This is a genomic window from Streptomyces sp. NPDC088817 (assembly GCF_044750345.1).
Taxonomy (GTDB): Bacteria; Actinomycetota; Actinomycetes; order Streptomycetales; family Streptomycetaceae; genus Streptomyces.
In genome coordinates this window covers 81021-99734 of record NZ_JBIVJN010000022.1, presented here as the reverse complement: position 1 = coordinate 99734, position 18714 = coordinate 81021, and the positions used below count along the sequence as shown (strand labels likewise).

Sequence of the window (18714 nt, the reverse complement as noted above, 5' to 3'; positions counted from 1 at the left end):
GCACCGGGGAAGGACCGCGGCTCAGCGGGCGGTCTGCGTGTGGACGTACTCGACGAGGTGGGTGAGTGCGTCGGGGTCGGTCGAGGGCATGACGCCGTGGCCGAGGTTGAAGATGTGGCCCTCCAGGCCGGCGGCCGAGTCCAGCACCTCCCGGGCCTTGGCCTCCATGGCCTGCCGGGGGGCGAACACCGTCGTCGGGTCGAGGTTGCCCTGGAGCGCCTTGCCGGGGCCGATACGGCGGGCGGCCTCGTCGAGCGGGACCCGCCAGTCGACGCCGACGACGTCCGCGCCCGCCTCGCCCATCAGGCCGAGCAGCTCGCCGGTGCCGACGCCGAAGTGGATGCGCGGGACGCCGTATCCGGCGACCGCGTCGAAGACCTTGGCGGAGGCCGGCAGGACCGAGCGGCGGTAGTCGACGGGCGAGAGGGCGCCGGCCCAGGAGTCGAAGAGCTGCACGGCGCCGGCGCCCGCCTCGATCTGCACCTTCAGGAAGGCGGTCGTGATGGCGGCGAGGCGGTCGAGCAGGTCGGCCCACAGCTCGGGGTCGCCGTACATCATCGCCTTGGCGTTCTCGTACGTCCGGGAGGGGCCGCCCTCCACGAGGTAGCTCGCGAGGGTGAAGGGGGCGCCGGCGAAGCCGATGAGCGGGGTGGACCCCAGTTCGCGGGTGAGCAGGCCGATCGCCTCGGTGACGTAGGAGACGTCCTCGGGGGTCAGGTCGCGCAGTCGCGCGAGGTCCTCGCGGGTGCGCACCGGACGCTCGACGACCGGGCCGATGCCGGGCTTGATGTCCAGGTCGACGCCGATGGCCTTGAGGGGGACGACGATGTCGCTGAAGTAGATCGCCGCGTCCACGTTGTGCCGGCGGACCGGCTGGAGCGTGATCTCGGCGACCAGCTCCGGACGCATGCAGGACTCGAGCATCGGGATGCCCTCGCGCACCTTGCGGTACTCCGGCAGGGAGCGCCCGGCCTGCCGCATGAACCACACCGGGGTGTGCGGCACGGGTTCACGCCTGCATGCCTTCAGGAAGGCGGAGTCGTGGGTGGCTGTCTGCGGCTGCCGGCTTGCGGGCGTCTCGTTGGCACTCACGTCCGCAAGTCTCGCATGCCCCCGATGACACGAAGGCCCCGGTGTGCGGTCCCGGAGGCGCCGCGGAGTGCGGCGGGGTGTCTTGCCCTGCACAAAGGCCCGGTTCCCCTTAATGTTCCCGGCATGGCTGCGGCTCAGGGACGACTGTCGGACGGCACTGGCGGAATGGACGATCCGAAGGATCCGGGAAATCCGGGAGACAACGGAAATCCCGGAAATCCGGGAAAGGGGGACGGTGATGCGGGCAGGAAGGCTCCGACCCCGTTGCCGTTCCGGGCGGCGGTCGACGCGCTGAGGGCGGCGCGGCTGCGGCCGCAGCTGGAGATCGAGCAGGTCCCGCCGCCGCAGCGGCTCGCCCCGTTCACGTACGCGCTGGAGGCCACGGTCGTCGACGGGGAGCAGGACCTGGCCGACGGGCGGCTCGTGCTGCTGCACGATCCGGCCGGGCACGACGCCTGGCGGGGCACGTTCCGGCTGGTGACGCTGGTGCGCGCGGAGCTGGAGGCGGAGATGGCCTCCGACCCGCTGCTGCCGGACGTGTGCTGGTCGTGGCTGACCGGGGCGCTCCAGGCGCGCGGGCTGATGTACGGCGAGCCGAGCGGGACCGTCACGCGGGCGAGTTCGCACTACTTCGGCGGCCTCTCGTCGCGCCCGGCCGCCTCGCAGATCGAGATCCGCGCCTCCTGGACGCCCCGGGAGGGGCTGGGCGGGGTGCCGGACACCGCGGCGCATCTGGCGTCCTGGTGCGATCTGCTCGCCCAGGTCGCCGGACTGCCGCCGGCCGGTCCCGGGGACGCGTCGGTGGTGACGCTGCCGCAGCGGCGCGGCCCGCAGCCGCGCTGACCACCATCGGGCCGCCGACGGCAACGGGCCGCTGACGGCGGTCCCGCGCCCTCACTGACGGCGACCCCGCACCCGTGCGCGTACACCTGTCCGGGTGGCTTAACCGACTTCTTTCCGTTTCTTTGTCGATACGGCCACTTTCAGGCAGGTATCGCTCTTGAACGGCCGCAAGCGAAGCGATTCGACCTTCGGATTATCGCCAATGTGTTCGAAATAAACGCTCGGGCAGTCACCAGATCGTGATCATTCTCTAAAGGACACCGGGTTTGGTGCCGAAGACCACTGTGACCTTGCAAGCACGGTTCTTCCGGCTTCATCCCCACAAGCCGGCCCCGTCCCCCCACCCCCCAGGAGGCCTGGTGTCCGTTCTCCTCGAGCAGCCCGCAAGCCTGGTCGCCTACCGCCCGAACAAGCCGACCGCCATGGTCGTCGTGGCGGACCCGCGCGTCCGTTCCACCGTCACCCGCCATCTGTGGGCGCTCGGAGTCCGTGACGTCATCGAGGCTTCGTCCGTCGCGGAGGCCCGTCCCCGTATCGGCAATCCGCGGGACATCTGCGTGGCCGATGTCCACCTGCCCGACGGCTCGGGGCTCACCCTGCTGTCCGAGACCCGGGCCGCCGGATGGCCCAACGGCCTGGCCCTGTCCGCCGCCGACGACATCGGCGCGGTCCGCAACGCCCTGGCGGGCGGTGTGAAGGGCTATGTCGTCACCGGCACCCGCACCAACGTCGGGCTCCCCACCCGGCCCGGCGCCGCCCCCATCGGCGCCGCGGCCGCCCGACTGCACCGCCGTCCCCCGGGTGCCCCGAGCCACCCGGGTGGTTTTCGTGAGCTGTCCGGCCGCGAGGTCGAGGTGCTGCGCCTGGTCGCGGAGGGCCAGTCGAACAAGGCCATCGGCGTCTCGATGGGCCTGTCCGCGCTGACCGTCAAGAGCCATCTCGCCCGCATCGCCCGCAAGCTCGGCACCGGCGACCGCGCCGGCATGGTCGCCGTGGCCCTGCGGACCGGCATCATCCACTGACCGCCCCGACCGTCCTGACCAGCCTCTTTCTCGACTTTTCCGGCTCCGCCCCCGATTCCCGGCCCGCCCCGCTCCCCTCTCCCCACCAGCACGCACCGCACCCGATCCGTCCGCCCGAGAAACCGTCCCCTCCCCCCGGCCGCGCCCCGCGCGTGCCCCTTGCCGGTCGTGCACCGGACGTTTCACCTGCCTGACCGGTTTACGACCCCCCGGCGCCCGCCGACGGAACGTTCCGTCGGCGGGCGCCGTCCATCCACGGATACTCTTGACATGTGACCGACGCCCAAGAGACCGCAGCAGACAGCTCACTGCGAACCACCGGAGGCGCCCCTCCGGAAGACGGCGGATCTTCTGGTACCGGGGCGCCGATTCCCCTGCTCGAACCCCGTGAGGGCATCCCGCCCGTGATCGCCGACGCCGACGCGCTCGCCGAGGTGACCGCCGCGTTCGCGGCCGGCTCCGGCCCCGTCGCCGTCGACGCCGAACGGGCCTCCGGCTACCGCTACGGCCAGCGCGCCTACCTGGTGCAGCTGCGCCGTGAGGGCGCCGGCACCGCGCTGATCGACCCCGTCGCCTGCCCCGACCTGTCCGGACTCGGCGGGGCGCTGTCCGGGTCCGAGTGGGTGCTGCACGCGGCCACCCAGGACCTGCCCTGCCTGCGCGGGATAGGCATGGTGCCGACCAGCCTGTTCGACACCGAACTGGCCGGCCGGCTCGCCGGTTTCCCGCGGGTCGGACTCGGCGCGATGGTCGAGGGCGTACTGGGCTACGTCCTGGAGAAGGGCCACTCCGCCGTCGACTGGTCGAACCGCCCGCTCCCGGAGCCCTGGCTGCGGTACGCGGCGCTCGACGTGGAACTTCTCGTCGACCTGCGCGACGCCCTGGAGAAGGAACTGGACCGTCAGGGCAAGCTGGAGTGGGCCCTCCAGGAGTTCGACGCCATCGCCTCGGCGCCGCCGGCCGAACCGCGCAAGGATCCCTGGCGGCGCACCTCCGGCATGCACAAGGTGCGGCGCAGGCGGCAGCTCGCCGTCGTCCGGGAGCTGTGGGAGACCCGGGACCGGATCGCCCAGCGCAGGGACGTCTCGCCGGGCAAGGTGCTCTCGGACGCGGCCATCGTGGAGGCCGCGCTCGCCTCGCCGGCCAACGCACACGCGCTCGCCGCGCTGAACGGCTTCGGGCACCGGACCGGCCGGCGGCAGCTCGAACAGTGGCAGAGCGCGGTGGAGCGGGCCAAGGCCCTGCCCGAGTCGGCGCTCCCGCAGCAGGGACAGCAGGTGACCGGGCCTCCGCCGCCGCGGGCGTGGGCCGACAAGGACCCGGTGGCGGCGGCCCGGCTGGCCGCCGCCAAGGCCGGGGTGTCGGAGCTGGCCGAACGGCTGAACATGCCGCAGGAGAACCTCGTCTCGCCGGACACCGTACGGCGCCTGTGCTGGGAGCCGCCGCAGGGCGGCGACGCCGACGCGGTCGGCGCCGCCCTCGCCGGATACGGTGCGCGGCCCTGGCAGGTGGAGCAGGTCACGCCGGTCCTGGTGAAGGCGCTGGCGGCCCGGGGCGTGTAGGGCCCGGCCGGCGCGCCTCCGCCGACCGGGTGCCCGCGCCCGGTCGCCTACCTGGTCGCCCCCTTCGTGAAGCCGTTGTAGATGAAGCGCTGGAGGAACAGGAAGACGACCAGGGTCGGCAGGATCACGAGCACCGCTCCCGCCGAGATCGTCTCCCAGTGGGCACCGAAGGGGCCCCGGAAGCGGAACAGGGACGTCGAGATCACGCCAAGGTCGTCGGAGGGCATGTACAGGAAGGGGATGTAGAAGTCGTTGTAGACGGTGATCCCCTTCACGATCACGACCGTCGCGATCGCGGGCCTCAGCAGCGGGAAAATGATCTTCCGGTAGATCGTGAAGGAGTTGGCGCCGTCCAGGCGGGCCGCCTCGTCCAGCGACACGGGGATCGACCGGACGAACTGCAGGAAGATGTAGATCGACACGATGTCCGTGCCCATGTAGAGGGCGATCGGCGCCCAGCGCGTGTCGAAGAGGCCGAAACTGTTGACGATCTGGAAGGTCGCCACCTGGGTGGTGACCCCGGGTACCAGCGCGGCGACCAGGAACAGCGTCACCACGAGCTTCTTGAAGCGGAAGGTGAACCGGTCGATGGCGTAGGCCGTCATCGAGCCGATCAGCACCGTGCCGCCGACGGCGAAGACCAGGATGAAGGCCGTGTTGCCGAACGCGGAGAGCATCCGGCCGTCCTGGAACGCCGTGGCGTAGTTGCTGAGGTTCAGCAGGTCGTTGGGGAGCGTGAGCGCCCCGCCGTCGTCGGCCATCTCCTCCGGGGTCTTCAGCGAGGTGAGCAGGACCGCGCCGAGCGGGAGCAGCACGACCGCCGACGCGACGGCGAGCGAGACGTGGAGCAGGGCCCGGGCGACGATGCGGCGCGTCATACCAGGTCCACCCTGTCGTCGGGGACGAGGCGCCGCTGCGCCCAGGTCACGGCCAGGACGATCAGCAGCAGCACGACCGCCGCCGCCGAGGCGAGCCCCGTCTTGTTGAACTGGAAGGCCAGCTTCACGGTCTGGATCACGAAGGTCTCGGTGCCGGTCGCCCCGCCGGTCATGATGTACGGGATCTCGAAGGCCGACAGCGACCCGGAGACGGACAGGATCACGGTCAGGGTGAGCACCGGCTTGATGCCGGGCGCGATGATGTGCCGGAACTGCTGCAGGCGGTTCGCCCCGTCCAGTTCGGCGGCCTCGTACAGCTCCCCCGGGATGGACTGGATCGCGCCCAGGAACAGGACGAAGTTCAGGCCCAGGTAGCGCCAGACGGAGACCCCGGCGAGCGAGGTGTTCGCGGAGACGGGCGTGCCCAGCCAGGCGTGCGAGGTGTGCTGCCCGAACAGGGCCAGGACGGAGTCGAGGGTGCCGCCGTCCTGGAAGAAGTACAGGAACACGAAGCCGATCGCGACGCCGTTGATCAGGTACGGGAAGAAGAGCACGCCCTTGAAGAAGTTCCTGAACCGCACGTCGAAGCTGAGCACGGTGGCGAAGTACAGGGCGGCGGCGATCTGGACGGCGGAGGCGGCGAGGTAGTAGCCGCTGACGAAGAACACCTCGAACAGCTCGGGGCGGGTGAACAGTTCGGCGTAGTTGTGGGCGCCGGTGTAGTGCAGCTCGGGGCTCACCCCGTCCCAGTCGGTGAAGCTGTACGCGACCATGTTGGCGACCGGCGCGTAGGTGAAGGTGATCAGCAGCGCGAGCGGGGCGAGCAGGAAGAGCCACGGGGTCAGCCCCCGCCGCACGCGCGCGCGGCGCGGGGCGGGGGCCAAGGCGGCGGCGACGGGCAGCGCCGCCGGTTCGGCGGTGGTGGCCTTCATCAGGACCCCGCGTTCTTCCGCGCCGCGTCCCACTTCTCGCCGAGGCCGCCGAGGAAACCGTCCAGGCTGCCCTTGCGGGCGCCGCGCGCGAGGTCGACGAGGTTCTGCCGGTAGCCGGGCTTGTAGATGCCGACCTCGGACTCGTCGTCGATCAGTTTCACCCGGGCGCCGGCGGTGTCGTCCAGTTCGATGAGCTTCACGCCCGCGTCCCGGTAGGGCGCGAGCACGTCCGGCAGGGGCGCGTCCTTCAGCGGGGAGATGGCGAGGTTGTCCTTGTCGTAGCCGGACCGGTCGGTGAACCAGTCGATCCAGGCGCGGGCGGCCTCCTTGTGCCGGGAGTGGATGTTGACGGCCTGGTTGTAGTCGGGGCCGACGACCCCGCAGAACGTGCCGTCCTTCTGGGCCGGGAAGGGCATGAATCCGATGTCGCCGGGGTCCACTCCGGCCTTCTTCGCGGCGTCCTGGAACTGGACGATCGCCCAGGTGCCGAGCCACTGCGTGGCGATCTCGCCCTTGGCCAGCCGGGCCTTGGACGCCTCCCAGTTGGTGGTGGTCGGGTCCTTCTCGGCCAGGCCCCGGCTCACGATGTCGTACAGCAGCGTGTCACCGACCCGCAGGTCGGCGCCCCGCGCCCACGGGTCGCCCTCGGCCAGCTTCGTGGTCGCGCCGGTGTCGCAGTGCACGGAGCCGTTGACGTAGGTCCAGGAGGTCAGCGGCCACTGGGCGGCGAAGTTGGTGTAGTACGGGGTGGCGCCTGTCCTGTCCTTGACGGCCTTCAGATCGGCCAGGAACTCGGCGGACGTGGTGGGCCATCGGGTGATCCCGGCCCGCTCCCAGACCTTCTTGTTGTAGACGAAGCCGGGCATCACGCCGATCGGGCTCTGCCCGTAGACCTTGCCGTCGACCGTGGTGAAGTCGGTGAACCGGTACTTCTCGGCGCGTTCGGCCCGGGTGCCGAGCGAGGCGAAGAACTTCGGGTAGTCGCTCTTCTTGATCACGTCGGGGATCATCAGGACGTCGCCGTAGTTCTCGGTGTTCATCCGGATCTTGACCTCGGACTCGTAGTCGGTGAGGGCCTGGAACTCCACCTTCACCTTCGGGTAGGTCCGGTTGAACGCGGCGGCGTACTTCTTCATGGTGCCGTCCTGCACCAGGTCGGTGCGCTGGGTGAGGACGGTGATGGTCCCGCTCACCTTCGCGGGGTCCTTGGGCGCCTCGGCGTCCTGCCCCTGGGCGACGCCTCCGGTGCCGGTGCACCCGGCGAGCAGCAGGGCCGTGGTCGCGGCGGTGGCGGCGAGGAGAGTGCGGCGGTTCATGTGCGTCAGCTCCGTTCTGCGGACGGACGAGCACTGCGGATGGGCCGGTTCTCCGGCCGGGCGGCCGGGTTGGCTGGTTCGGCACTCTGACAGCGCTTGCTCAACCGGTAAAGTCCGAATCTCGCCAACGCCGAGACATCACAGACCAGTTGGGTTGGACCGGTTTAGGAGGGCGCATGCTTCGGGCCACACCGCTCACCGAGGGATGGATCCTGCGGCACCCCGACGACACGGGTGCGGCGCTCCCGGCGGCCGTGCCGGGCTGCGTGCACACGGATCTGCTGGCCGCGGGGCTGATCCCGGATCCCTTCCTCGGCCGGAACGAGGCGGACGTGGCGTGGGTGGGCCGCCGGGAGTGGACGTACGAGAGGCGGCTGGACAGCGGCTCGGCGCACGAGCGGACCGACCTGGTCTTCGACGGGCTGGACACCGCCGCCGAGATCACCCTGGACGGCGAACCGCTGGGCCGGGTGCGCAACATGCACCGCTCGTACCGCTTCGATGTGACGGGCCGTCAGGGCGGACTGGCCGTGCGCTTCGACTCCGCGTACACCGAGGCGGAGGCCGTGCGCGCGTGTGTCGGCGAGCGGCCCGGCGCCTACGCCGAGCCCTACGCCCACATCCGCAAGATGGCCTGCTCCTTCGGCTGGGACTGGGGGCCGACCCTGGTCACGGCGGGCATCTGGCGCCCGGTGCGGCTGGAGTCGTGGTCCACGGCCCGGATCGCCCGGGTGCGCCCCCTCGTCACCGTCGAGGAGGGCACGGGCGTGGTCGAGGCGCACATCGAGGTGGAGCGGAGCCGCCCGGAGGCCGAACTCGCCGTCGAGGCACGGGTGGGCGGGGTGCGGGCGCGGGCGGCCGTCGACGGCACGGCCGGGGTGGTACGGCTCCGGGTGCCGGACGCCGACCTGTGGTGGCCCCGCGGATACGGTGGGCAGCCGCTGTACGAACTGGAGTTGACGCTGCTGAACGGCGCGGAGGCGCTGGACGCGAGGCGTCTGAGGATCGGCTTCAGGACCGTGGAGCTCGACACCTCCGCCGACGCGCACGGCACCGGTTTCACCCTCGTGGTCAACGGGGAGCGGCTGTTCGCGCGGGGTGTCAACTGGATCCCGGACGACGTGTTCCCCTCCCGGGTCACCCGCGAGCGCTACCGGCAGCGGCTCGGCCAGGCGGCCGCGGCGGGAGTGGACCTGGTCCGGGTCTGGGGCGGCGGGATCTACGAGAGCGGGGACTTCTACGACGCCTGCGACGAACTCGGCCTGCTGGTCTGGCAGGACTTCCCGTTCGCCTGCGCCGCCTACCCCGAGGAGCAGCCGCTGCGCGGCGAGGTGGAGGCCGAGGCGCGCGAGAACGTCGTACGCCTGATGCCGCATCCCTCGCTCGTGCTGTGGAACGGCAACAACGAGAACCTGTGGGGCTTCAGGGACTGGGACTGGGAGCCGGAGCTGGCCGGCGACTCGTGGGGCGAGGGCTACTACCTGGGGCTGCTGCCCCGGGTGACGGCCGAGCTGGACCCGACTCGCCCGTACACGGCGGGCAGCCCCTGGTCCGGGTCCTGGGCGCACCACCCCAACGACCCGGAGCACGGCACCCATCACTCGTGGGAGGTGTGGAACCGGCGCGGCTGGGCCGACTACCGGCTGAACGTGCCGCGTTTCGTGGCCGAGTTCGGCTGGCAGGCGCCACCGGCGTACGCGACTCTGCTGCGCGCCCTGCCCGGTGAGGAGCTCGCCCCGGACTCCCCCGGCATGCTGCACCACCAGAAGGCCGAGGACGGCAACGGCAAGCTGGAGCGCGGTCTCGCCCCGCACTTCGCCCTGGCCGAGGGCGACTTCGACCGCTGGCACTACCTCACCCAGCTCAACCAGGCCCGCGCGGTGGCCGCCGGCATCGAGCACTGGCGGGCGCACTGGCCGGTGTGCGCGGGCACGGTCGTCTGGCAGCTCAACGACTGCTGGCCGGTGACGTCCTGGGCGGCGATCGACGGCGACGGGCGGGAGAAGCCGCTCTACCACGAGCTGAAGCGGCTCTACGCGGACCGGCTGCTGACGCTCGGGGAGCGGGACAGCGGGCTCGCGCTGGCCGCGGTCAACCAGTCGGCCGTGCCGTGGGCGGGTGAACTCACCCTGCGCCGGATGTCCGTGGCGGGCGAGGTGGTCGCCGCCACGCACACGGACCTGCGCGCCGCGGCGCGCACGGTCGCGGACGTCCCCGTCCCGCCCGAACTGGTGCCGGACGGGCCGAAGGAGTTCCTCGTCGCGGACGCGTCGGGGTCCCCGGGCGAAGCCGGGGGCGGCGCAGGCCTGCGGGCCCTGTACTTCCCGGTGCCGGACCGCGACATCCCCTATCCCCGGCCGGAGTTCGACGTGTCCGTGGCGCCGGGAGCGGTCACCGTGACCGCCCGGACCCTGGTGCGGGACCTGCTGCTCCAGGCGGACCGTCTCGACCCGTCCGCGCGGGCGGACACGGGTCTGGTCACGCTGCTCCCCGGTGAACGGGTGACCATCGGGGTCGACGGCTGGCGGATCCCGGACGGCCGGGAGGCGGCCGAGGCCGTCCGGGCCGCCCTGTACTGCGTGGAGCCCGCCCGATGACGGCACCCCGCGTCACCATCAAGGACGTCGCCGCCCTGGCGGGGGTGTCCAAGGGGGCGGTGTCGCTGGCCTTCAACCACAAGCCGGGTCTTTCGGAGGCGACCCGCGAGCGCATCTTCCGGGCCGCGCGCGAGCTGGGCTGGGCGCCGAACCCGGCCGCCCGGTCGCTGGCCGGTTCGCGCGTGGACGTGGTCGGGCTCGCCATCTGCCGGCCGGCCCGGCTGCTCGGGCTCGAACCCTTCTACATGGAGTTCATCTCGGGTGTGGAGAGCGTCCTCGCCGAGCACTCCTGCTCGCTGCTGCTGCGGCTCGTGCGCGCGCCGCAGGAGGAGGCGGGCCTGCTGGAGACGTGGTGGAAGGCCCGGCAGATCGCGGGTTCGATCCTGGTCGACTTCCGTACCGACGATCCCCGGCCGTCCGTGGCGCGGCGGATCGGGCTGCCCGCGGTGGCCGTGGGCCACCCGTCGCTGACCGGCGGGCTCACCTCGGTGTGGACCGACGACACCACCGCGGTCACGGAGGCCGTGCGCTATCTGGCGGCGCTCGGGCACCGGCGGATCGCCCGCGTCGGCGGCGCGGCGGCGCTCGGGCACACGGCGATCCGCGCGGCGGCGTTCGACACGGCGGCGCGGAGCCTGGGGCTGGCCGGGGCGTGGCAGGTGGCGACCGACTTCTCCGGCGAGACGGGGGCGCGGGCGACACGGTCGCTGCTGTCCGCGGCCCCGCCGGAGCGGCCCACGGCGATCGTCTACGACAACGACATCATGGCGGTGGCCGGGCTGTCGGTGGCGGCGGAGATGGGCCTGCGCGTCCCGGCCGACGTGTCCCTGCTGGCCTGGGACGACTCCCAGCTGTGCCGGCTGACCCATCCGACGCTGTCCGCGATGAGCCACGACGTGCACGGCTTCGGCGCGGACGTGGCCCGTACGCTCTTCGGCGTCCTCCTGGACGAGGGTCCGGGCCCGCATCCGGTGCCGACTCCGGTGCTGACTCCGCGGGGTTCGACGGCACCGCCGGAAGTGTGACGTTCACCGCTGTGGGCGCGGGGACTGGGCAGTCACATTACTGACGAGTAGCATGGGCGCTGAGCGCGCGCTCAGCGCTGCGCGGCAGTGCCGTCCCGCACCTGGAGGAGAGCCATCGTGCCTCGTACCGTCAGGGACGTCGTCTTCGTCGACGGCGTCCGCACCCCGTTCGGCAAGGCGGGCCCGAAGGGCATCTACCACGAGACTCGCGCCGACGACCTCGTCGTCAAGGCGATCCGGGAGCTGCTGCGCCGCAATCCCGGTCTCGACCCGCGCCATGTCGACGAGGTCGCCGTCGCCGCGACCACGCAGATCGGCGACCAGGGCCTGACCATCGGCCGCACCGCGGGCATCCTGGCCGGCCTGCCCGCCTCGGTCCCCGGCTACTCCATCGACCGGATGTGCGCGGGCGCGCTGACCGCCGTGACCACGGTGGCCGGCTCCGTCGCGTTCGGCGCCTACGACGTCGCCATCGCGGGCGGTGTCGAGCACATGGGCCGCCACCCCATGGGCGAGGGCGTGGACCCCAACCCGCGTTTCGTGAGCGAGAAGCTGGTCGACGAGTCCGCCCTCTTCATGGGCATGACCGCGGAGAACCTGCACGACCGCTTCCCGCACATCACCAAGCTGCGCGCCGACGAGTACGCGGTGCGCTCGCAGGAGAAGGCCGCCAAGGCCTACGCCGACGGCAGCATCCAGGCCGACCTGGTCCCGATCTCCGTGCGCCGGACCACCCCGGAGGGCGGCGAGACCGGCTGGGGCCTGGTCACGGCGGACGAGCCGATGCGTCCGGGCACCACCCTGGAGGACCTGGCGAGCCTGAAGACGCCGTTCCGCGTGCACGGCCGGGTCACCGCGGGCAACGCGGCCGGTCTGAACGACGGCGCCACCGCCTCGATCGTCGCGAGCGAGGAGTTCGCCCGCGAGCACGGCCTGCCGGTCAAGATGCGCCTGGTCTCCTACGCCTTCGCGGGCGTGGAGCCGGAGGTCATGGGCTACGGCCCGATCCCGGCCACCGAGAAGGCCCTGGCCAAGGCGGGCCTGTCGATCTCCGACATCGGCCTGTTCGAGATCAACGAGGCCTTCGCCGTGCAGGTCCTGGCCTTCCTCGACCACTACGGCATCGCGGACGACGACGAGCGCGTCAACCAGTACGGCGGCGCGATCGCCTTCGGCCACCCGCTCGCCTCCTCCGGCGTCCGCCTGATGACGCAGCTGGCCCGCCAGTTCGAGCAGCACCCGCAGGTCCGTTACGGCCTGACCACCATGTGCGTCGGCTTCGGCATGGGCGCGACGGTCATCTGGGAGAACCCACACTTCGAGAGCGCTGCCGGAGGCGACAAGTGAGCACCACCGCTGAGCTGTTGAAGGACGCCGCCGAGCTGTTCCCGGGCGAGGTCGTCACGCAGGCGCACGTACGCCACTTCGACCTGCCCCGGGGAGCGGGCCGTTTCGCCCTCATCACCCTGGACAACGGCCTGGACCACACCAAGCCGACCACCTTCGGTCCGGCCTCGCTGGCGAACCTGGACGCGGCGATCGACCAGGTGGAGAAGGAGGCCGCGGACGGCGAGATCGTCGGCGTCGGCATCACCGGCAAGCCGTTCATCTTCGCGGTCGGCGCCGACCTCAAGGGCGTCGAGCTGCTCAAGGAGCGCGAGCACGCGCTGGCCATCGGCAGGGGCGGCCACGAGGTCTTCAAGCGGCTGTCCACGCTGGCCGTGCCCACCTTCGCGTACTACAACGGCGCGGCGATGGGCGGCGGCGTCGAGGTCGGCCTGCACTGCACCTACCGCACGGTCTCCGCGGCCCTCCCGGCGTTCTCGCTCCCCGAGGTGTTCCTGGGCCTGGTCCCGGGCTGGGGCGGCTGCACGCTGCTGCCGAACCTGATCGGCGCCGACCGGGCCGTCACGGTCGTCATCGAGAACAGCCTCAACCAGAACAGGCAGCTCAAGGGGCGGCAGGTCCACGAACTCGGCATCGCCGACGCGCTGTTCGAGGGCGCGGACTTCCTGGAGCAGTCGCTGGTCTGGACGACGGCGGTCCTCAAGGGCGAGATCGAGGTCGAGCGCCCGGTGATCGACCGGGGCGACGCCTGGGACCAGGCCGTCGCACGCGGCCGGTTCATCGCCGACTCCAAGGTGCACGGCGCGGCCCCCGCCGCCTACCGCGCCCTGGACATCATCGCCGCCGCGAAGAACGGCGACCTCCAGCAGGGCTTCGACGCCGAGGACGAGGCCCTCGCCGACCTGATCATGAGCGGCGAACTGCGCGCCGGTATCTACGCGTTCAACCTGGTGCAGAAGCGCGCCAAGCGCCCGGCCGGCGCCCCGGACAAGAACCTGGCGCGCCCGGTGACCAAGGTGGGCGTGGTCGGCGCGGGCCTGATGGCCTCCCAGCTCGCCCTGCTCTTCCTGCGCCGCCTCGAAGTGCCCGTCGTCCTCACGGACATCGACCAGGAGCGCGTCGACAAGGGCGTGGGCTACGTCCACTCCGAGATCGACAAGCTGCTCGGCAAGGGCCGTGTCAACCAGGACAAGGCCAACCGCCTCAAGGCGCTGGTGACCGGTGTCCTGGACAAGGCGGAGGGCTTCGCGGACGCCGACTTCGTCATCGAGGCGGTCTTCGAGGAGATGGGCGTCAAGCAGAAGGTGTTCGCCGAGGTCGAGGCGGTCGCCCCGGCGCACGCGATCCTCGCCACCAACACCTCCTCCCTCTCCGTCACGGAGATGGCGTCCAAGCTGAAGCACCCCGAGCGGGTCGTCGGCTTCCACTTCTTCAACCCGGTCGCGATCCTGCCGCTGCTGGAGATCGTCCGCGGCGAGCGGACGGACGACGCCTCGCTGGCGACCGCCTTCGCGGTGGCCAGGAAGCTGAAGAAGACCGCGGTCCTGGTCAAGGACGCCCCGGCGTTCGTCGTGAACCGCATCCTGACCCGCTTCATGGGCGAGATCCAGAACGTCATCGACGAGGGCACCCCGGTCGACGTGGCGGAGCGGGCGGTGGAACCGCTCGGCCTGCCCATGTCCCCGCTGGTCCTGCTCGAACTGGTCGGCCCGGCGATCGGCCTGCACGTCTCGGAGACCCTCAACCGGGCCTTCCCGGACCGCTTCACGGTCTCCCCGAACCTCAAGGCGGTCGTCGAGGCCGGCAAGCGCGGCTTCTACGTGTACGACAGCGGCGCGCCCGAGCTGGACCCGGAGGTCGCCGCCCTTCTGAAGCAGGGCGACAGCGTCCTGACGGAGGAGCAGGTGCGGGCGCGGGTGCTCGACGCGGTCGCGCGGGAGATCGGGCTCATGCTCGACGAGGGCGTCGTCGCCGAGGCCCAGGACATCGACCTGTGCCTGATCACCGGCGCCGGCTGGCCCTTCCATCTGGGCGGCATCACCCCGTACCTGGACCGCGAGGGCGTGTCGGAGCGGGTGAACGGCAGGCGGTTCCTGGAGCCGGGGGTGGCGAGCGTCCCGGCGTAGCCGTCCCGAACACCGGCAGCTGAAAAGGGCCTCCGCCGACGGCGGAGGCCCTCTCGCGCGCTCGGCGGCCGTCCGGCCCCGGAAGGCCTGCGCCGCCTAGCAATTCCCTCCGTGGTACGGGGCCGTCGCCGCCCCCGCCGCGGCGGGCATGACGCTGAAGAGAGTCCGAGTCCTCGGTGACTCGCCGCCGGAATCGTCCACGGTGAAGACGTCGACGACGTGCATGCCCTCGCTCCAGGGCCGGCCCGAGTCCCACGACCAGCTGCCGTTCGGGGCGACCGAGGCCCGGCCCAGCGGCACGCCGTTCTCCCGGAAGCCGACCTCGGTGGCGCCCGTGGCGGATCCGGCGAACACCACCCGGGGGTCCACCACCTGCTCGTGGGCCGTGGGCTCCGACACCACCGGTGCCGACGGGCCGTCCTCCGCCGTCGGCGGCACGGGGCCGTGACGCGGAGGCGGTGCCGCGGAACCCGCCGGGACGGGCTCGGCCGCGCCGTCCACCGCGGTGAACTCCACCTCGATCCGCGCCGTCTGGAAGCCCGCCGGGTCGACCGCGTAGAGCTTCACGGGATGCCGGCCCTTGCTCCAGGCCCTGCCCAGCTCCCAGGACCAGCCGCCGTCGGCGGCGACCGCGGCCTGCCCCAGGTACTTGCCGTGCTCCCAGACGGCCACCCGGACCGCGCCCGGGGCGCGGCCGGTGAACCGTACGGCGTCCCGGCGGACCTCCTCCTGCGGCGCGGGCGCCGTGACCACGGGCGGCGGGAAATCGTCCCCGCGCACCACGGAGGTGGCGGCGAGGTAGGAGGCGATGGCCGACCGGTCGCGGTCGGGCTCCTCGGCGCCGTTGCGGACGTGGCCGAGGCGCGGGGGCAGGCCGTCCGCGAGCAGATTCAGGATGCCCATCAGGGCGGGTACGTTGCGCCGGGTGACCTGGGTGTGGTCGGTGATGAACGGCGACTCGCTGTGGATGAAGTTGAAGTTCTCGTACCGCTGGAACAGGCCCAGAAAGGGCTCCACCTGTTCGCGGTACTGCTCGTCCTGCGGCGAGGAGAGCAGATAGATGTTGGCGGTCCGGTTGGTCTCGGAGCGAACCAGCTCGGGCAGGAGCGCGTCCACGGCCCGCACGTTCTCCTCCGGCATCCCCTCCCCCAGCATGAAGGCGGCCACCTTGGGGTGCACCTTCCGCACATACGTCCCGATCAGGAACTGCGGCACGATGGAAACGATGTTCCGGAAGCCGTGGCGCAGCCCGAAGTACAGTGCCGCGCTGCCGCCCTTGGAGCCGCCCCACAGGGTGACGTCGTCCGGGGTGAGGGACAGGGACCTCATGACGTTGAAGATCAGCGCGGCGACGGACTCCTCCAGCGTGAAGTCCATCTCCTTGCAGAGGTAGTAGCTGTTCATCCCGTGGAAGCGGTCACGGATCCAGAGGATGTTGGCGCGCACGTTGTCGAAGACCCCGTTCGACCAGCCGTAGTCGTCGGGCGCCGAGAAGTTGGCGAAGACGACGACCAGGTGCCGGTTGCCGCTCTTGGCGTGGGCGAACCGGTACTCGACCGGGAACGTTCCCGAGGCTTCGATGCCGACGAGCGGTTGCCGGCTGTTTGCGGGCACTTTGGACATGTACGTGGATCCAGTCTCTGATGTGCTGCGAATTCGGCTGGGCTCAGTGCCCGGTGGACGCCGCACCGGCCGGGACGTGCACGGCGTGCGCGTCCGACCGCGCCACCGCGTTCTCGGAGACGGTGAACCGGACATCCGCGCGCCCGGACTGACGGCCGTTCGGGTCCACGGCGAAGAGCCTGACCAGGTGCGGGCCCGAACTCCACGGTGTGTCGCGCTCCCAGGCCCAGCCACCGTCCGCGGCGACCGGAGCGGACGCCAGGTACGTGCCGTTCTCCCAGATGCTGACGCGTACGCCGCCGGGTGCGCGCCCCGCGAGGTGAACACCTGTGGGCGGCAGCGTCTGATCCGCCGCGGGCACGGTCACGACGGGCGGGGCGAACGAGTCCCGCACCATCGAGGTCGACTTCAGGAAGGCGTCGATCTCCGACCTGTCGGCGTCGGGCTCCTCGTACCCGTGACCGGTGACGTCGATACGGGGGGCGATTCCCTCGACGAGCAGATAGGCGATCCCGAGGAGAGGCGCCACATTGCGCTGGGTCACCTTCCCGTGGTCGCTGACGAACGGCGACTCGCTGAGGATGAAGTTGAAGTTGCGGTACCGCCGCAACAGCCCGAGGTACGGCTCCACCTGGCCGGCGTACTGCTCGTCCTGCGGTGAGGAGACCAGGTAGATGTGCGCGTCCGGGTTCGCACCCGACTCCAGCAGCCTGGGCAGGACCGAGTCGAGAAGAGCGACGTTGTCGTCCGGCATCGCCTCGCCCAGCATGTGCCGGCCGGTGTCCGGATACACGTCGCGTACGAACGTGCCGATCCGCAGCTGCGGGACGCTGGCGACGATGTTGCGGAATCCGTACCGCAGGCCGAAGTGCAGAGCCGCGCTCCCGCCTTTCGAACTCCCCCAGAGGGTGACGTCGCCGGGCGTGAGTCCGAGGGACGTCATCACCTTCGAGATGAGTCCGATCACGGACCTCTCGACCGCGAAGTCCATGTCCCTGCACAGGTAGTAGGTGTTGCCGCCGTCGAACCGGTCGCGGATCCAGAGGATGTTGCAGCGAAGGTTGTCGAGGATGCCGGTGGCCCAGCCGTAGTCGTCCGGAGCGAAGAGGTTGGCGAAGACGACCATCAGGTGCCGGTTGCCGCTCCTCGCATGGGAGAACCGGTACTCGACGGGACAGCCGCCGGAGGCGTCCATCCCCTGGATCACCTGGCGGCCCTTCGCGGGTGCTTCAGACATGGTGCGGTTCCACTCTTTGGCGTTTGACGGATCGGCCGGTCATGATGTCCCGATGCCTTGGACCAGCCCCCGGCTCGCCCCCTGCCGTCGCGGACGGCCGGGGCGCCGGGCGATTGCCGCCGCGGCGGTACTGCTGGGCCTCGCCACCATGCTGACCGTGGTGCGGGCCTCCTGGCCGGCCCGGCTCTCCTCCGCGGAGCGGACGCTCACCGTGGCGACCTGGAACATGTGCGGTGTGGAGCAGTGGAACTGCCGGGGCACCGGGAGCCGCGCCGTGAAGCGGGCTGAGCTGGAAGGGCTCGTCACCCGGTCCGGGGCCCGGCTGGTCCTGCTGCAGGAGGCCTGTGCCGGCGACCTGGAGACGGTGCGCGCGGCTCTCGGCCGGTCCTGGCGCACGGAGTTCCGGCCCTACACCTGGCGCGACGCCTCGGGTCGCACCAGCGACGTCCGCTGTGCCGAACCCGGGCAGGGCGCCGCCGGTTTCGCGCTGCTCTCGTCGTACCGGCTGTCCGCCGTCGGCACGGTGGCCGCGCAGCAGCCCACCGTGGGACTGCGGCGGGGCATCCTCTGTGCCACGGTCGCGCGGCACGACCTCCGGGTGTGCACCGCCCACCTCAGTCCGCGCGGAAGCGACCGGGCCCATCCGGGCTGGGAGTTGCGCGACGACCAGCTCAAGGCGCTGGCGGCCTCGGTGCCCGCACGGCGCACTGTCTACGGCGGTGATCTGAACGTGGATCCGCCGGGCCCGCGCAACCCCTCCTCGTGGGTCTGGTCGAGCGGCCCCTACGGCAGGCACCGGGAGTGCGACCAGGCGTCCGCGTCGTCCCGTTCCGGCCGTGCCACGCATGTCTCCGGGCACAAGCTGGACTACCTGTTCACCGGACTGCCACGCGTCCGGTGCACCGTGCGTGACACCGGCGCCTCGGACCACTTCGCCCTGCTGCTCCAGGTGCGCACCGGATGAGGAAGCGCCGGCGAAACCGCCGTCGAGGCGTCCGGAGACACCCGGTGCGGTGACCGTCTCCGGCCGCTTCACGGGCGTGGTCATGGCTGTCGGCAACTGTTCGAGGCGGCCGGCCGGCCGGGCGAGCCGCCGGGTGTCCGGCGGCCCTTC

General features: G+C 71.4%; 14 protein-coding genes. 8 read left to right on the top strand and 6 right to left on the bottom strand.

The genetic code is table 11. From position 1 onward, the window contains the following. Positions 1 to 21: 21 nt before the first annotated feature. Positions 22 to 1092, bottom strand: coding sequence for a uroporphyrinogen decarboxylase (gene hemE / locus ACIP4X_RS32125; protein WP_401351693.1), 1071 nt, complete (start codon positions 1090 to 1092; stop codon positions 22 to 24). A gap of 123 nt (positions 1093 to 1215) precedes the next feature. Between hemE and ACIP4X_RS32120 the strand changes: the two genes are divergently transcribed. The 3 genes from ACIP4X_RS32120 to ACIP4X_RS32110 all read left to right on the top strand — a co-directional run bounded on the left by ACIP4X_RS32120 (position 1216) and on the right by ACIP4X_RS32110 (position 4519). Continuing rightward, the gene (locus ACIP4X_RS32120) at positions 1216 to 1935 is read left to right on the top strand and encodes a DUF3000 domain-containing protein (RefSeq protein ID WP_358737692.1); all 720 of its coding nucleotides are present in this window, start codon (positions 1216 to 1218) and stop codon (positions 1933 to 1935) included. Between the two features lie 359 nt (positions 1936 to 2294). Continuing rightward, positions 2295 to 2957 (top strand): response regulator transcription factor, encoded by a 663-nt coding sequence (locus ACIP4X_RS32115; protein ID WP_100572546.1) that lies wholly within the window; start codon positions 2295 to 2297, stop codon positions 2955 to 2957. A gap of 272 nt (positions 2958 to 3229) precedes the next feature. Continuing rightward, positions 3230 to 4519 carry a ribonuclease D gene (locus tag ACIP4X_RS32110; RefSeq protein WP_358735123.1) on the top strand — a complete coding sequence of 430 codons (1290 nt, stop codon included), beginning with the start codon at positions 3230 to 3232 and terminating at the stop codon, positions 4517 to 4519. Between the two features lie 47 nt (positions 4520 to 4566). Here the strand turns inward: ACIP4X_RS32110 and ACIP4X_RS32105 are convergent, their stop codons facing one another. The 3 genes from ACIP4X_RS32105 to ACIP4X_RS32095 are packed head-to-tail and all read right to left on the bottom strand — an operon-like array spanning position 4567 to position 7645. Continuing rightward, positions 4567 to 5397, bottom strand: coding sequence for a carbohydrate ABC transporter permease (locus ACIP4X_RS32105; RefSeq protein ID WP_358735122.1), 831 nt, complete (start codon positions 5395 to 5397; stop codon positions 4567 to 4569). Next, positions 5394 to 6329, bottom strand: coding sequence for a carbohydrate ABC transporter permease (locus tag ACIP4X_RS32100; protein WP_401351687.1), 936 nt, complete (start codon positions 6327 to 6329; stop codon positions 5394 to 5396). Before ACIP4X_RS32100 ends, ACIP4X_RS32105 begins: the two co-directional genes overlap by 4 nt. Then, positions 6329 to 7645, bottom strand: coding sequence for an ABC transporter substrate-binding protein (locus ACIP4X_RS32095; protein WP_401351684.1), 1317 nt, complete (start codon positions 7643 to 7645; stop codon positions 6329 to 6331). Before ACIP4X_RS32095 ends, ACIP4X_RS32100 begins: the two co-directional genes overlap by 1 nt. 176 nt (positions 7646 to 7821) lie before the next feature. Here ACIP4X_RS32095 and ACIP4X_RS32090 point away from each other — a divergent pair, with 176 nt between their 5' ends. The 4 genes from ACIP4X_RS32090 to ACIP4X_RS32075 all read left to right on the top strand — a co-directional run bounded on the left by ACIP4X_RS32090 (position 7822) and on the right by ACIP4X_RS32075 (position 14740). Beyond that, positions 7822 to 10242: a glycoside hydrolase family 2 protein gene (locus ACIP4X_RS32090; protein WP_401351681.1), complete on the top strand. Its 2421-nt coding sequence runs from the start codon at positions 7822 to 7824 to the stop codon at positions 10240 to 10242. Then, positions 10239 to 11267 (top strand): LacI family DNA-binding transcriptional regulator, encoded by a 1029-nt coding sequence (locus tag ACIP4X_RS32085; RefSeq protein WP_401351678.1) that lies wholly within the window; start codon positions 10239 to 10241, stop codon positions 11265 to 11267. The genes ACIP4X_RS32090 and ACIP4X_RS32085 overlap by 4 nt, the downstream gene beginning before the upstream one ends. 117 nt (positions 11268 to 11384) lie before the next feature. Next, entirely contained in the window at positions 11385 to 12614 is a 1230-nt protein-coding gene (locus tag ACIP4X_RS32080) for an acetyl-CoA C-acyltransferase (protein ID WP_358735112.1), read from the top strand. Beyond that, the gene (locus ACIP4X_RS32075; RefSeq protein WP_401351675.1) at positions 12611 to 14740 is read left to right on the top strand and encodes a 3-hydroxyacyl-CoA dehydrogenase NAD-binding domain-containing protein; all 2130 of its coding nucleotides are present in this window, start codon (positions 12611 to 12613) and stop codon (positions 14738 to 14740) included. The genes ACIP4X_RS32080 and ACIP4X_RS32075 overlap by 4 nt, the downstream gene beginning before the upstream one ends. Positions 14741 to 14836: 96 nt before the next feature. Here ACIP4X_RS32075 and ACIP4X_RS32070 read toward each other — a convergent pair whose 3' ends face one another. Beyond that, positions 14837 to 16363, bottom strand: coding sequence for a hypothetical protein (locus ACIP4X_RS32070; RefSeq protein ID WP_358735109.1), 1527 nt, complete (start codon positions 16361 to 16363; stop codon positions 14837 to 14839). 43 nt (positions 16364 to 16406) lie between these two features. Continuing rightward, positions 16407 to 17600, bottom strand: coding sequence for a hypothetical protein (locus tag ACIP4X_RS32065; protein WP_358735107.1), 1194 nt, complete (start codon positions 17598 to 17600; stop codon positions 16407 to 16409). Positions 17601 to 17652: 52 nt separating this feature from the next. Between ACIP4X_RS32065 and ACIP4X_RS32060 the strand changes: the two genes are divergently transcribed. Continuing rightward, positions 17653 to 18564 carry an endonuclease/exonuclease/phosphatase family protein gene (locus ACIP4X_RS32060; protein ID WP_358735105.1) on the top strand — a complete coding sequence of 304 codons (912 nt, stop codon included), beginning with the start codon at positions 17653 to 17655 and terminating at the stop codon, positions 18562 to 18564. Positions 18565 to 18714: the final 150 nt, after the last annotated feature.

Coding starts and splice junctions, on each gene's coding strand:
- ACIP4X_RS32095 (WP_401351684.1), bottom strand. CDS start 7,645: ATGAACCGCCGCACTCTCCTCGCCGCCACCGCCGCGACCACGGCCCTG.
- ACIP4X_RS32070 (WP_358735109.1), bottom strand. CDS start 16,363: ATGTCCAAAGTGCCCGCAAACAGCCGGCAACCGCTCGTCGGCATCGAA.
- ACIP4X_RS32105 (WP_358735122.1), bottom strand. CDS start 5,397: ATGACGCGCCGCATCGTCGCCCGGGCCCTGCTCCACGTCTCGCTCGCC.
- ACIP4X_RS32085 (WP_401351678.1), top strand. CDS start 10,239: ATGACGGCACCCCGCGTCACCATCAAGGACGTCGCCGCCCTGGCGGGG.
- ACIP4X_RS32065 (WP_358735107.1), bottom strand. CDS start 17,600: ATGTCTGAAGCACCCGCGAAGGGCCGCCAGGTGATCCAGGGGATGGAC.
- ACIP4X_RS32120 (WP_358737692.1), top strand. CDS start 1,216: ATGGCTGCGGCTCAGGGACGACTGTCGGACGGCACTGGCGGAATGGAC.
- ACIP4X_RS32100 (WP_401351687.1), bottom strand. CDS start 6,329: ATGAAGGCCACCACCGCCGAACCGGCGGCGCTGCCCGTCGCCGCCGCC.
- ACIP4X_RS32090 (WP_401351681.1), top strand. CDS start 7,822: ATGCTTCGGGCCACACCGCTCACCGAGGGATGGATCCTGCGGCACCCC.
- ACIP4X_RS32060 (WP_358735105.1), top strand. CDS start 17,653: ATGCCTTGGACCAGCCCCCGGCTCGCCCCCTGCCGTCGCGGACGGCCG.